The following is a 12,655-nucleotide window of genomic DNA, read 5'->3' as shown; positions in this document are numbered from 1 at the left end:
GGTCACAGAGCGTCCTAGATTTCCGGCACGTCGCCCCGTTCGGTGCGAGGAGGCCGGTCGGGAGTTCTGAGATGAGAGCAGCAGCGCCAGCGGGACCGCTCGTGGGCGGTCCCGGATCGACGGCGGCGGCAGCGCCGACCGGCCTGCTGCCGATGCCGCCCTCGGACGACGAGAGAGACGCGTACGCGAGACGTCGCCTCTGGGTCCTGACGGCCGGTTCGCTGATCAGCATGGCGTGCCTGGTGATGAGTCAGTTCAGACTCGCGACCTCCACGCCCCTCCTGTGGATGATCGCCCCCGTGCTCACGTTCACGGTGGTCTACTACCTGATCTCGCTGCGGGTGAACGCCTTCACCGGCGACTTCGACGCCGAGCGTCATCGCCGACTGGTGCGCGAGTGGAGTCCCGCCACCTACCCCTCGGTCGATGTCTTCCTGCCGGTGTGCGGCGAGCCCATCGAGGTCCTGCGCAACACCTGGACCCATGTGCGGGGGCTGGCCGACCGGTATCCGGGTGTCTGCGAGCCGTTCGTCCTGGACGACTCGGGCTGCCCCGAGCTGCGGGCGATGGCGGCCGACTTCGGCTTCCGCTACGGCACCCGCCCCGAGCGCGGATGGTTCAAGAAGGCGGGGAACCTCCACTTCGGCTTCGGGCAGTCGGACGGTGCGTACGTCCTCATCCTCGACGCCGACTTCGCCCCGCGCGCCGATCTGCTGGAGGAACTGCTCCCGTACATGGAGGCGGACGAGCGGACCGCCATCGTCCAGTCCCCGCAGTTCTTCCGCGTGACTGACGCCCAGAACTGGATCGAACGCGGCGCGGGCGCCGTACAGGAGTTGTTCTACCGGGCCGTCCAGGTCTCCCGGCAGCGCTCCGACGGCGCCATCTGCGTCGGGAGCTGCGCCGTCTACCGGCGCGCGGCGCTGGAGGAGAACGGCGGCACCACCCTGATCGAGCACTCCGAGGACGTCCACACCGGCTTCGACCTGCGGTGCCTCGGCTGGGATCTGCGCTATGTGCCGGTCGCGCTGGCGGCGGGGGTGTGCCCGGACAGTGCCGGTGCCTTCTTCAACCAGCAGTACCGCTGGTGCGCCGGCTCGATGAGCCTGCTGGGCAGCACCAAGTTCTGGCAGGCCAGGCTCCGGTTCGCCAGCCGGCTCTGCTACCTGTCCGGCTTCTTCTACTACCTCCACACGGCGCTGTTCACCTTCGTCGCACCCGTGATCCCGCTCGTGCTGCTGCTGGCGTTCCCCGACCAGCTCCGGGTCGAGTACCTCTGGCTGGTGCTGCCCAGCGTCGTCTACACCACGATCGTCTTCCCGATGTGGCACCGGGTCCCGTACCGGCTGGAGGCCTGGGCCGTGCGCATGATGTACGGCTGGGCGCACGTCTTCGCGATCTGGGACATCCTCCGCGGCAACCGCATGGGCTGGCAGGCCACCGGGTCCTCCCGCGCCAAGCGGAACGGGACCAGGCGGTTCTGGATCGGCCTGTGGGTGTGGGGCGGTGGAACCGCCCTGTTGTGGGTCGTGGCCGCGGTCTGGCGGATGCTCACCATGGACCCGTACGACTTCGCCCTCCTGCTCTCCTCCGGACTGTTCTACGCGTTGATCGTCGGCCGGGCTCTCGTGCAGCCCCGGGCGGGAGGGGAGAACTGATGCGACCGATGCTCCGTCGCGTCCCCGCGTCGGTCGCGCTGTCCGCCGCCCTGGCGCTCGTCCTGACCGCGTGCTCCACGCCCGACCGGCGGGCCGCCGCACCGCCGAAGCTGGGGAGCGCCGGGTCGAAGGCCGCGCCCGAGCTCCCCTTCGACGTACGGCCGCTGATCCACCCGCCGAAGAAGTACTTCGGCGCCGCGATGAAGGGCGCCCCGCACTCCATGAAGGCGGTGGACGACTACACCGTCATGGTCGGCAAGCGCCCGAACCTCATCGAGTACCACGCGGCCTGGGGTGACGGGTTCGACAGCTCGGGGGTGCGCAAGGCCTGGGAGTCCGGCGCGCTGACCGTCCTGTCCTGGGAGCCGTTCCGCACCTCCCTCGCGGACATCGCCGACGGCGCCTCGGACGGGTACATCGCGGAGTACGCGAGGGCCGTGCGCACGCTGAACCTGCCCGTCGCGATCACCTTCGCGGACGAGATGAACGGCTTCTGGGAGGAGTGGGGGACCGAGCACGCCACGCCCGAGGAGTACGTCAGGGCCTGGCGGCGCATCCACGACGTCTTCGCGGACGTCGGCGCGGCCAACGTGATCTGGACCTGGTCGCCGAACGTCATCAACCCGATGAAGAAAGTGGCCCTGCGGCCGTACTACCCGGGAGACGCGTACGTCGACTGGGTCGGTCTGGTCGGCTACTTCACCCGTGTCGACCCGCCGGACGAGTTCGACGAGCTCTTCGGCCCGACCATCGCGCAGATCCGTACGTTCAGCCCCAAGCCGCTGATCGTCCTGGAGACCGCGGCCGTGCCCGGGAGTCGCAGGGCCGCCGATGTGCGTCAGCTGTTCAAGGGTGTCTCGGCGGCCCGCGACGTCGTCGGTTTCGTCTGGTTCAACCACAAGGCGCCCCGCGCCGACTGGCGGCTGGCGAAGGGCTCGGAGGCCCTCGCCGAGTTCCGACGGCTGGCCGCCGCCGACATCTACGGCTTCGATGTGCGGAAGGTCCGATGACGTCCACAGAGCCACGACCAGGGGTGATCACCGAGCCCGCCCCGCGGCCCGCCGGCCACGGGGCCGCCGTGGAGACGGTCGCCCACCACGTCCCCGGGACTCCGGAAGCGGCCTGGACCGCGGCGGGCAGCCGGCGGCGTACCTGGGTCTCCCGGGCGGTCCTGATCGGTGTCCTGGCCGTTCAGGCGGCGCTCTCCCTCCGGCAGGACAACACCGCCTTCCAGGACGAGGCCCGCTATCTGAACTCCGGCCATGTGCTGCTCGCCCACCTGTTGCACGGCACTCCGGTACCGGCGGACCTCGCGGGGAGTCCCCTCTCGGGGGCCCCGGCCCTCAGCCCCGTACTGGCGGCCCTGGCCGACACCTGGTTCGGTCTGACCGGCGCCCGGCTGCTCTGCCTGCTGTTCATGCTCGGCGCCACGACGCTGCTGTACGCGCTGACCCGGCGGCTGTTCAACGAGCGGGCGGCGCTCGCCGCGGCCGCCCTGTTCGCGGTGACCCAGTCCACGGTCGTGCTCGGCCACGTCGCCACGGACGACTCGGCGGCGATGTTCCTGCTCGCCCTCGCGACCTGGATCGTCGTACGGACAGCCCGGGAGCGTCCCGCCCTGGTGCTCCTCGCCGCACCGGTGGCCGCGCTGGCGGTCGGCGTCGCCTACGTCTCCGTGCTGTACCTGCCGACGCTCGTGCTGCTCGCGGCGCTGGTCGCGCGGCCGCACCGCGGCGGGGCGAGCGTCGTACGCGCCGTGCTGCTCGCGCTGGGTGTCGCCGGGCCGCTGGTGGCGGGGCTGTGCTTCACGGACGCTCTTGACGGCGTACGGGACATCTTCACGGCACGGAGCCCCGGCACCGACGGGGCCCTGGACCTGCTGGAGAGGTCGGCGTGGTGGGGTGGCCCGCTGTTCCTGACCGCCTGCGGCGGTGCCGTCGCGTACGCCGTCCGCGGCCGGATGAACGAAGCGCCGCGGACCCGTCGGCTCGCGGGTCCCGGCCGGGCCCGGCGTGTGCTGCTCGGCCTGCTGCTGTGCGGCACGGCTCTGCTCGCCCCGATGTTCCAGACGCACCTCGCGAGCTCCGTCGCGCTCCACGAGCACCTGGGGTTCGGCCTGCTCTTCGCCGCACCCATGGCCGGTGTCGGGCTGACCCGGCTCGTCGGCGCCCATTTCCGTCGGCCGCAGCTGGCCTGCGCCCTGTGGGTCGTCGCGCTGTGCCTGGGGATCTCCCAGTCGGCCGAGCGGTTCGCCTCCTCGCCCGATTCGAACCGGCTCAACGCCGTGCTCAGGCAGCACGTCACCCCGGCCATGGGCCGCTACCTCGCCTCGCAGCGCGATGTGGTCGCGTACCACCTGCGGGACCGCACCGACCAGACCCGCTGGACCTCGCTCCACGGCATCCGGTACCGGGACCCCGGGGGAACGGTGCGCCGCGGTGCGGACGGCTACCGCAAGGCCCTCGCCGACGGCTGGTTCGATCTGGTCGTGCTCGACGGACGCACGCCGATGGACCGGGTCGTCGCCGGGGCCCTCAGGGACAACGCCCACTACCGCCTGCTCGGACGCATTCCGTACGAGGGCGCCCGGGGCGCGGGTGACTACCGGATCTGGGTGAAGCGCTGAACCTACCGAGGCGCGCCGGCCGCGGCGGCGGCCTGGGACTTGCCGCGGGCGTAGATCTGGTTGAAGGCGAAGGTGCCCAGGTCGTCGCTGGCCCGGAAGACGGCCTGGTCGGACTTGGTGACCTTCTTGCCGTCGAGGAAGCCGGCCTGGGTGAAGTACGCGTACCGGCCGATCGAGTTCGCCCGGCGCAGACAGATCGTCGCGCGGCAGAAGTCCTTCACGCCCGCGCCTGCCAGCGGGGCGATGCCGCCGGTGGCCTGGTTCTTCGCCTTCAGCGCCGCCGCCTCGTTCGGGAAGACGGCCACGCCGACCGTGAGGGCGACCCCGTCCTTCACGTACGTGGCGCGGATCACCCGGTCGCAGCCGTTCCTCTTCAGGACCGCGCCGAGGCCGGCCTCCCCGACGCTCGCGCAGTCGGTCGTCGAGGACGTCGCGCCCTTGGTGTAGGCGCGGCCGTTCATCGTCAGCTTCTTGCCAGGGAAGAGCCCCTCGGCGCTGAGCGGGGCCTTGTCCTTCTTCTCGTCCGAGATGAAGTCCTTGGGGTTCGGCGGGGGCGGCGGGGCGACGGAGGAGAACGTCGGGCCGGGCGTGGGGGAGCCGCTGGGGGCGGCGGAGCCGGTGGGGGTGACCGTGCTGTTCTTCGCCGTGTCGTCGGTCTTGCCGCTCTTCACGACCGCCGTGGCGACGATCGCGCCGACGACGAGGGCCGCGAGCGCGCCGCCGCCGATCACGAGCCAGCGCTTACGCCGCCGGCCCGCCGCGGAGGCGTCCGCGAGGGCGCCCCAGTCGGGTGTCCCGTCGGCCGTCGCGCCCGGGAAGGGGCTGGGCTGCTGCCCGTACTGCTGTCCCTGCTGCCCGTATCCCTGGCCGTACTGCTGCTGATCCGGCTGCCGGCCGTACTGCGGCTGTCCCGGCTGCTGCGGCTCCTGTGGCCACTGCGGTCCCCCAAAGCTCATGCCGCGCATCCTAAACCGGTTGGGGCCGAGCCATGCGGGCGGTGACAATGGCCTGCATGGGACACGTCGAGGCCGCGCATCTGGAGTACTACCTTCCCGACGGGAGGGTCCTGCTCGCGGACGCCTCCTTCCGGGTCGGGGAGGGCGCCGTCGTCGCCCTGGTCGGGGCCAACGGCGCCGGGAAGACCACGCTGCTCCGGATGATCTCCGGAGAGCTCCAGCCGCACGGCGGCTCCGTCACCGTGAGCGGCGGGCTCGGCGTGATGCCGCAGTTCGTGGGCTCGGTGCGGGACGACCGTACGGTCCGTGACCTGCTGGTCTCGGTCGCCCAGCCGCGCATCCGGGAGGCCGCGAAGGCCGTCGACGCGGCCGAGCACCTGATCATGACCGTCGACGACGAGGCCGCGCAGATGGCGTACGCGCAGGCGCTCAGCGACTGGGCCGAGGTCCAGGGGTACGAGGCCGAGACCGTCTGGGACATGTGCACGATGGCCGCCCTGGGCGTCCCGTACGACAAGGCGCAGTTCCGTGAGGTCCGCACGCTCAGCGGCGGCGAGCAGAAGCGTCTCGTCCTGGAGTCGCTGCTGCGCGGCACGGACGAGGTGCTGCTCCTGGACGAGCCGGACAACTACCTCGACGTGCCCGGCAAGCGGTGGCTGGAGGAGCGGCTGCGGGAGACCCGTAAGACCGTGCTCTTCATCTCGCACGACCGGGAGCTGCTGGCCCGGGCCGCGCAGAAGATCATCGCGGTGGAGCCGGGTCCGGCCGGGTCGGACGTCTGGGTGCACGGCGGTGGCTTCGAGACCTTCCACGAGGCGCGGCGCGAGCGGTTCGCCCGCTTCGAGGAGCTGAAGCGGCGCTGGGAGGAGAAGCACGCGCAGCTGAAGAAGCTGGTGATCAACCTGCGGCAGGCGGCGGCGGTCTCGCACGAGATGGCGTCCCGGTACGCGGCGGCGCAGACCCGGCTGAAGAAGTTCGAGGAGGCCGGCCCGCCGCCCGAGCCGCCGCGCGAGCAGGACATCCGGATGCGGCTGCGCGGCGGCCGGACCGGGGTACGGGCCGTGACCTGCGAGAACCTTGAGCTGACGGGTCTGATGAAGCCGTTCTCGCTGGAGATCTACTACGGGGAGCGGGTCGCCGTCCTCGGTTCGAACGGTTCGGGCAAGTCGCACTTCCTGCGGCTGCTCGCCGGGGACCCGTCGGTGGCGCACACCGGCGACTGGAAGCTGGGCGCCCGGGTCGTCGCGGGCCACTTCGCGCAGACCCACGCGCACCCGGAGCTGCAGGGGCGCTCCCTGGTGGACATCCTCTGGTCGGAGCACGCCAAGGACCGGGGCGGGGCGATGTCGGTGCTGCGGCGGTACGAGCTGGAGGCGCAGGGGGACCAGCCCTTCGAGAAGCTGTCGGGCGGCCAGCAGGCCCGTTTCCAGATCCTGCTCCTGGAGCTCTCCGGCACGACGGCGCTGCTCCTCGACGAGCCGACGGACAACCTGGACCTGGAGTCGGCGGAGGCGCTGCAGGACGGGCTCGATTCGTACGACGGCACGGTGATGGCCGTCACGCACGACCGGTGGTTCGCGAAGAGTTTCGACCGGTTCCTGGTCTTCGGTTCGGACGGGGTCGTGCGGGAGACGAGCGAGCCGGTCTGGGACGAGCGGCGGGTGGAGCGGGCGCGGTAGGGACCTGCGGGAGGCCGGAGGGGCGGGCGCGTTTTGACCCGTCCGGGGTGGCGCGGGTAGTGTTGCGGTTTGTTATGCGTATGCCCTTCGTCGTTCTCGTACGAAGGGCCCTTACGCAGGTTCCCTGGAGCAGTTACCAGTGGCTCGCATACGGGCGGTGTCCCGGCAGTGCAGCCCCAGCTGCATGATCGCTTCAGGTGTGTCTGGACTCCATCCACTGAAGAAGCGAAGGCTACGAAGTGCGTACGTACAGCCCCAAGCCCGGCGATGTCACTCGCCAGTGGCACATCATCGACGCGCAGGACATCGTCCTGGGCCGTCTGGCGACCACGGCTGCGAACCTCCTCCGAGGCAAGCACAAGCCCGTGTACGCCCCCCACATGGACATGGGCGACTTCGTCATCATCATCAATGCTGACAAGGTCCACCTGTCCGGCAACAAGAAGACCCAGAAGCTGGCTTACCGCCACTCCGGCTTCCCGGGTGGTCTGCGCTCCGTCCGTTACGACGAGCTGCTGGACAAGAACCCCGAGAAGGCCGTCGAGAAGGCCATCAAGGGCATGATCCCCAAGAACACCCTGGGCCGTCAGATGCTCTCGAAGCTGAAGGTCTACGCGGGCGAGAACCACCCGCACGCTGCCCAGCAGCCGGTCCCGTTCGAGATCACCCAGGTCGCGCAGTAGTTCCGGCCACACCCCCTAAGAACGAAAGAAATCTGAGGAGAATCGTGGCCGAGACCACTGTTGAGACCCCCGTCGAGGGCGTCGAGGGCGAGGAGACCTACGCGGAGGTCACCACCTTCGAGTCCGAGGTTCCCGTCGAGGGCGAGTACACCACCGAGTCCCTGGCTTCCCGCTTCGGCGACCCGCAGCCGGCCGCCGGCCTGGGCCGTCGCAAGAACGCCATCGCCCGCGTCCGGATCGTTCCGGGCACCGGCAAGTGGAAGATCAACGGTCGCACCCTTGAGGACTACTTCCCCAACAAGGTGCACCAGCAGGAAGTCAACGAGCCCTTCAAGGTGCTCGAGCTCGACAACCGCTACGACGTCATCGCCCGCATCTCGGGCGGCGGCGTCTCGGGTCAGGCCGGCGCCCTGCGCCTCGGCGTGGCCCGTGCGCTGAACGAGGCGGATGTCGAGAACAACCGCCCGGCGCTGAAGAAGGCCGGCTTCCTCTCCCGCGACGACCGTGCGGTCGAGCGCAAGAAGGCCGGTCTCAAGAAGGCCCGTAAGGCCCCGCAGTACAGCAAGCGTTAATCGCCTGCTCGGTCTGCTTTGCACGTACGCCCCGGCGGCACTGCCCGTGCTGCCGGGGCGTACGTCTTTTCCTCCCTCTGAGGCCTTTCGGACAGCTTCGGCGCGAAAACGGGCATCAGGCGCTCAGGGGTTCGCACTTTTTCGGAGCAGTTTCGGAGGACAGCTGTGGGACGACTCTTCGGCACGGACGGTGTACGCGGTGTGGCGAACGCGGATCTGACGGCTGAGCTCGCGCTCGGCCTGTCGGTCGCGGCGGCGCACGTGCTCGCCGAGGCGGGGACCTTCGAGGGCCATCGGCCGACCGCGGTGGTCGGGCGTGACCCCCGTGCGTCGGGAGAGTTCCTGGAGGCCGCCGTCGTGGCGGGCCTCGCGAGCGCGGGAGTCGACGTCCTGCGCGTCGGCGTCCTGCCCACCCCGGCGGTGGCGTACCTCACCGGAGCGCTCGGCGCCGACCTGGGTGTGATGCTCTCCGCCAGCCACAACGCGATGCCCGACAACGGCATCAAGTTCTTCGCCCGCGGCGGCCACAAGCTCGCCGACGAGCTGGAGGACCGGATCGAGTCCGTCTACGAGGAGCACCGCACCGGCGCCCCGTGGCAGCGGCCGACCGGCGCCGGCGTCGGCCGGGTCCGTGACTACGACGAGGGCTTCGACAAGTACGTCGCCCACCTCATGGCCGTCCTGCCGAACCGGCTCGACGGGCTCAAGGTCGTCCTCGACGAGGCGCACGGTGCGGCCGCGCGCGTGTCGCCCGAGGCGTTCGCCCGGGCCGGTGCCCAGGTCGTCACGATCGGCGCCGACCCCGACGGCCTCAACATCAACGACGGCTGCGGCTCCACCCACCTCGGTCTGCTCAAGGCCGCCGTCATCGAGCACGGCGCCCACCTCGGCATCGCGCACGACGGCGACGCCGACCGCTGCCTCGCCGTGGACGCGTCCGGCGAGGAGATCGACGGCGACCAGATCCTCGCCGTCCTGGCGCTCGCCATGCGCGAGGCCGGGACGCTGCGCGGCGACACCGTCGTCGCGACCGTGATGTCCAACCTCGGCTTCAAGCTCGCCATGGAGCGCGAGGGGCTCCAGCTGGTGCAGACGGCGGTCGGCGACCGGTACGTCCTGGAGTCGATGAAGGAGCACGGCTACGCGCTCGGCGGCGAGCAGTCCGGGCACGTCATCGTGCTCGACCACGCCACCACCGGCGACGGCACCCTGACCGGTCTGATGCTGGCGGCGCGCGTCGCGGCCACCGGCAAGTCCCTCGCGGAGCTGGCCGCCGTGATGGAGCGGCTCCCGCAGGTCCTCATCAACGTGCCCGACGTCGACAGGACCCGGGTGAAGACCTCGGCCGAGCTGGCGACCGCCGTCGGTGACGCCGAGCGCGAGCTGGGCTCCACCGGCCGCGTCCTGCTCCGCCCCTCGGGCACCGAGCCGCTGGTCCGGGTCATGGTCGAGGCCGCCGACATCGAGCAGGCGCGTGCCGTGGCCGGCCGGCTGGCGGACGTGGTGAAGTCGGCGCTCGGCTAGAGCCCCAGCGCTTTCGAGCTTGGGCTTCTCGGGCCTCAGTGCTTTCGTGGCGCACCCGGCGGGCGGGTCATCCGTGCCCGCTGGGTGCGCCACAGCAGTTTCCAGGCGATGAGCGTGAGCACGCCGGCGATGATGATGCCGGTCAGGTTGAGCAGCAACTGCTCGGCGGAGCCCCACATCTGGGCGAAGTCGCCGTAGCTGAGGGCCACGGCCGCGTTCGCCGCCGCGGGGACGGTCGTCACCGAGATCGCCACGCCGACCAGCACGCCCGCCTTCGACGAGGTCAGGGAGACGACGCCGGCCACGCCGGCGAGGAGCGCCACGACGAACGAGAACGGGTCGGGCTGGAAGATGAAGCCGGTGTTCGGGCGCGGCGCGTCGAGCATGCTCATCTCGAACTGGCCGATGGCGTCCATCCCCAGGCTGAACAGGGTCGTCGCGATGATCGCCGCGGTGAAGCCGACGACCAGCGCGACCGACGAGCGGAAGGCGGCCCTCGGATCGCGCCGCACCAGGCCCGTACTGATCCCGGCGAGCGGGCCGAACTCGGGGCCGACGGCCATGGCGCCCACGATCAGGATCGCGTTGTCCAGGACCACACCGCAGGCCGCGATCATCGTCGCCACGATCATCAGGGCCGCGTAGGTGATCGTGAGGGTGGACTCCTCCTGCACGGTCCCCGTGAGCTGCTCCCAGATCACCGCGTCCGCGGCCTCGCCCGGCGCCTCCTCCTCCGCCTTCTCGGCGCGGTCGGAGATCGACAGGTCGACGTTGTCGACGGCGATCGCGCCGACCTTGTCGATGTCCAACTTCCGCAGCCCCTGCAGGAGTTCACTGCCCGCCTCGCGCGCCACGTCGACCAGGACGATGTCGCCCTGGGGCTCGCGGGCGACCCCCTTGAGCACCGCCAGATGGGTGGTGCCCACGGTCCTGTCGATCAGATCGAGGACGGCGTCCGTGCGGACGGACGGGGTGATGATCCGCAGATGCAACATGGCCGCACCTTAACGGGATTCACAGTTTGCGCAGGGACAGGCGCTGCACCTTGTGGTCCGGGCCCTTGCGGACGACGAGGGTCGCCCGGCCGCGCGTCGGCGCCACGTTCTCCAGCAGGTTGACCTTGTTGATGGTCCGCCACATCGTGCGGGCGTAGTCCAGGGCCTCCTCCTCGGAGACCTGCGTGTACTTCTGGAAGTACGAGAACGGGTTCTGGAACGCGGTCTCGCGCAGCCGGCGGAACCGGTTGAGGTACCAGGCCTCGATGTCCTCGGGCCGGGCGTCCACGTACACCGAGAAGTCGAAGTAGTCGGCGAGCCCCACGCGCGTGCGGCCGTCCTTGCCGGGCAGCGCCGGCTGGAGGACGTTGAGCCCTTCCACGATCAGGATGTCGGGGCGGCGGACCACGAGCCGCTCGCCCGGCACGATGTCGTAGATGAGGTGGGAGTAGACCGGGGCGGTGACCTCGTCCTTGCCGGCCTTGATGTCGGCGACGAACCGGGTCAGGGCCCGGCGGTCGTACGACTCGGGGAAACCCTTGCGGGACATCAGGCCGCGCGCCTTCAGCTCCTCCATCGGATAGAGGAAGCCGTCGGTGGTGACCAGCTCCACGCGCGGGTGCTCCGGCCAGCGGGCCAGGAGCGCCTGGAGGAGACGGGCCACGGTCGACTTGCCGACGGCGACGGAGCCGGCGACCCCTATGACGAAGGGCGTCCCGCGCTGCTCCGCCTTCTCCCCGAGGAAGGTGTTGAGCGCGCCGCGCAGCCCGCTGGTGGCCTGGACGTACAGGTTGAGCAGCCGGGACAGCGGTAGATAGATGTCCCTGACCTCGTCCAGGTCGATGACATCACCGAGTCCCCGCAGCCGCTCGACCTCATCGGCGGAGAGCGGCAGCGGCGTCTTGTCCCGCAGCGCACTCCACTCGTCGCGGGTGAGGTCGAGATAGGGCGTGGCCTCGGGAGGCCGGCGCTGGCTTCGTGGCGGCGAAGTGATCACCCCGCCATTGTCGGGGTTGCGGGGTGGTTGTGGGCCGTGGGCTCGGTCACGTGACGGCACGCGTAAACCGGTTGTCGTACCCCGGGCCTAGGGTGATCATCGTGCAGTTGCCCGCGTGGGCTGTGGATTTCACGCGGGGGGGATTCGTCGCCCGGGAGGGCGGCGGAGGTATCAGAAGGACACACACTCATGCGTACGTACAAGGGAACCGCCACCGTCGCCGCCGGCGCCGTCTCGCTGGCGCTGCTGCTCACCGCTTGCGGCGGGGGCGAGAAGACCGACGACAAGGGCAAGGACGCGCCCAAGGCGTCCGCCTCGGCGTCCGCGTCCGCCGCTCCCGACGCGAAGGCGCTGTCGGAGGCCGAGCTGGAGAAGCTGATCGTCGAGCAGGCGGACCTCAAGGGGTACCAGGTCGAGAAGGCCAAGGCCGCCGACCTGGCGAAGCCGGGTGACATCACGACGGACAAGGCCGCCTGCCTGCCGCTCGCCGAGGCCATGTCGTCCATCGCGTCGGGGGCGGCCGCGAGCGTGCGACGCGTGGCCGTGCAGACGCCGAAGACGGAGAAGGGCGCGACGGGCTCGCCCGACAACCTCCTCGGCGCGCTCGGCGCCCCGGCCACGGCCGTCACGCTCGGTTCGCACGACGGCGCCGGCGCGCAGACCGCGCTGGCCTCGCTGAAGACGGCCGGCACGGAATGCGCGGGCGGCTTCACGGCCACCATGGGCGGCGAGAAGACGAAGGTCACCAAGATCGTCCCGGAGACCGTGTCCGCCGGTGAGGAGGCGGTCGCCTTCACCGTCACCACCGAGATGGAGGGGGCCCCGTGGACCAGCAAGCTCGTGGCCTTCCGTCAGGGCAACACGCTGGCGTCCTTCTTCGTGTACAGCCTCGTGGGCAAGGTCGAGGCGCTGCCGAAGCCCGTCATCGACGCGCAGGCGGCCAAGCTCGGCTGAGTCCGGACGTC

Annotated in this window: 11 protein-coding genes; 8 read left to right on the top strand and 3 right to left on the bottom strand. The window is 70.6% G+C overall.

The genetic code is table 11. The features are described 5' to 3' along the window. Positions 1 to 230: 230 nt before the first annotated feature. From ACFWRO_RS15890 to ACFWRO_RS15880, 3 genes are read left to right on the top strand one after another with little or no spacing between them, the layout of a single operon-like run. Positions 231 to 1,658, top strand: coding sequence for a glycosyltransferase family 2 protein (locus ACFWRO_RS15890; protein WP_384510141.1), 1,428 nt, complete (start codon positions 231 to 233; stop codon positions 1,656 to 1,658). Beyond that, a complete protein-coding gene (locus ACFWRO_RS15885; protein WP_384510062.1) occupies positions 1,658 to 2,668 on the top strand; it encodes a glycoside hydrolase family 26 protein in 1,011 nt (336 codons plus the stop codon). The genes ACFWRO_RS15890 and ACFWRO_RS15885 overlap by 1 nt, the downstream gene beginning before the upstream one ends. Then, entirely contained in the window at positions 2,665 to 4,284 is a 1,620-nt protein-coding gene (locus ACFWRO_RS15880; protein ID WP_384510060.1) for an ArnT family glycosyltransferase, read from the top strand. The genes ACFWRO_RS15885 and ACFWRO_RS15880 overlap by 4 nt, the downstream gene beginning before the upstream one ends. Before the next feature lie 2 nt (positions 4,285 to 4,286). On the opposite strand, the gene ACFWRO_RS15875 is transcribed toward ACFWRO_RS15880, so the two are convergent. After that, complete coding sequence (locus tag ACFWRO_RS15875; RefSeq protein WP_384510057.1) at positions 4,287 to 5,240, bottom strand: hypothetical protein; 954 nt, start codon at positions 5,238 to 5,240, stop codon at positions 4,287 to 4,289. Between the two features lie 56 nt (positions 5,241 to 5,296). On the opposite strand from ACFWRO_RS15875, the gene ACFWRO_RS15870 reads away from it, so the two are divergent. From ACFWRO_RS15870 to glmM, 4 genes are all read left to right on the top strand, one after another. Next, complete coding sequence (locus ACFWRO_RS15870; RefSeq protein ID WP_384510054.1) at positions 5,297 to 6,919, top strand: ABC-F family ATP-binding cassette domain-containing protein; 1,623 nt, start codon at positions 5,297 to 5,299, stop codon at positions 6,917 to 6,919. Positions 6,920 to 7,158: 239 nt separating this feature from the next. Next, positions 7,159 to 7,602 carry a 50S ribosomal protein L13 gene (gene rplM / locus ACFWRO_RS15865; RefSeq protein WP_055641831.1) on the top strand — a complete coding sequence of 148 codons (444 nt, stop codon included), beginning with the start codon at positions 7,159 to 7,161 and terminating at the stop codon, positions 7,600 to 7,602. Between the two features lie 44 nt (positions 7,603 to 7,646). Next, positions 7,647 to 8,174 carry a 30S ribosomal protein S9 gene (gene rpsI / locus ACFWRO_RS15860; protein WP_158989449.1) on the top strand — a complete coding sequence of 176 codons (528 nt, stop codon included), beginning with the start codon at positions 7,647 to 7,649 and terminating at the stop codon, positions 8,172 to 8,174. Between the two features lie 165 nt (positions 8,175 to 8,339). Further along, positions 8,340 to 9,698: a phosphoglucosamine mutase gene (gene glmM / locus ACFWRO_RS15855; protein ID WP_384510051.1), complete on the top strand. Its 1,359-nt coding sequence runs from the start codon at positions 8,340 to 8,342 to the stop codon at positions 9,696 to 9,698. 35 nt (positions 9,699 to 9,733) lie between these two features. Here glmM and ACFWRO_RS15850 read toward each other — a convergent pair whose 3' ends face one another. After that, positions 9,734 to 10,693 carry a DUF389 domain-containing protein gene (locus ACFWRO_RS15850; protein ID WP_384510049.1) on the bottom strand — a complete coding sequence of 320 codons (960 nt, stop codon included), beginning with the start codon at positions 10,691 to 10,693 and terminating at the stop codon, positions 9,734 to 9,736. Positions 10,694 to 10,712: 19 nt separating this feature from the next. Next, a complete protein-coding gene (gene coaA / locus ACFWRO_RS15845) occupies positions 10,713 to 11,690 on the bottom strand; it encodes a type I pantothenate kinase (protein WP_384510047.1) in 978 nt (325 codons plus the stop codon). Positions 11,691 to 11,879: 189 nt separating this feature from the next. Here coaA and ACFWRO_RS15840 point away from each other — a divergent pair, with 189 nt between their 5' ends. Continuing rightward, positions 11,880 to 12,644: a hypothetical protein gene (locus ACFWRO_RS15840; protein WP_384510044.1), complete on the top strand. Its 765-nt coding sequence runs from the start codon at positions 11,880 to 11,882 to the stop codon at positions 12,642 to 12,644. Positions 12,645 to 12,655: the final 11 nt, after the last annotated feature.

This window comes from Streptomyces sp. NPDC058579, from assembly GCF_042718575.1.
GTDB lineage: Bacteria > Actinomycetota > Actinomycetes > Streptomycetales > Streptomycetaceae > Streptomyces.
Note: the sequence above shows the minus strand (reverse complement) of the source record. Positions and strands in the feature narration are given on the sequence as shown.

Bases quoted from the DNA above. Each gene is read 5' to 3' on its own strand.
- ACFWRO_RS15875 (WP_384510057.1), bottom strand. From the start codon at position 5,240: ATGAGCTTTGGGGGACCGCAGTGGCCACAGGAGCCGCAGCAGCCGGGA.
- ACFWRO_RS15880 (WP_384510060.1), top strand. From the start codon at position 2,665: ATGACGTCCACAGAGCCACGACCAGGGGTGATCACCGAGCCCGCCCCG.
- ACFWRO_RS15840 (WP_384510044.1), top strand. From the start codon at position 11,880: ATGCGTACGTACAAGGGAACCGCCACCGTCGCCGCCGGCGCCGTCTCG.
- ACFWRO_RS15890 (WP_384510141.1), top strand. From the start codon at position 231: ATGGCGTGCCTGGTGATGAGTCAGTTCAGACTCGCGACCTCCACGCCC.
- ACFWRO_RS15850 (WP_384510049.1), bottom strand. From the start codon at position 10,693: ATGTTGCATCTGCGGATCATCACCCCGTCCGTCCGCACGGACGCCGTC.
- ACFWRO_RS15885 (WP_384510062.1), top strand. From the start codon at position 1,658: ATGCGACCGATGCTCCGTCGCGTCCCCGCGTCGGTCGCGCTGTCCGCC.
- ACFWRO_RS15870 (WP_384510054.1), top strand. From the start codon at position 5,297: ATGGGACACGTCGAGGCCGCGCATCTGGAGTACTACCTTCCCGACGGG.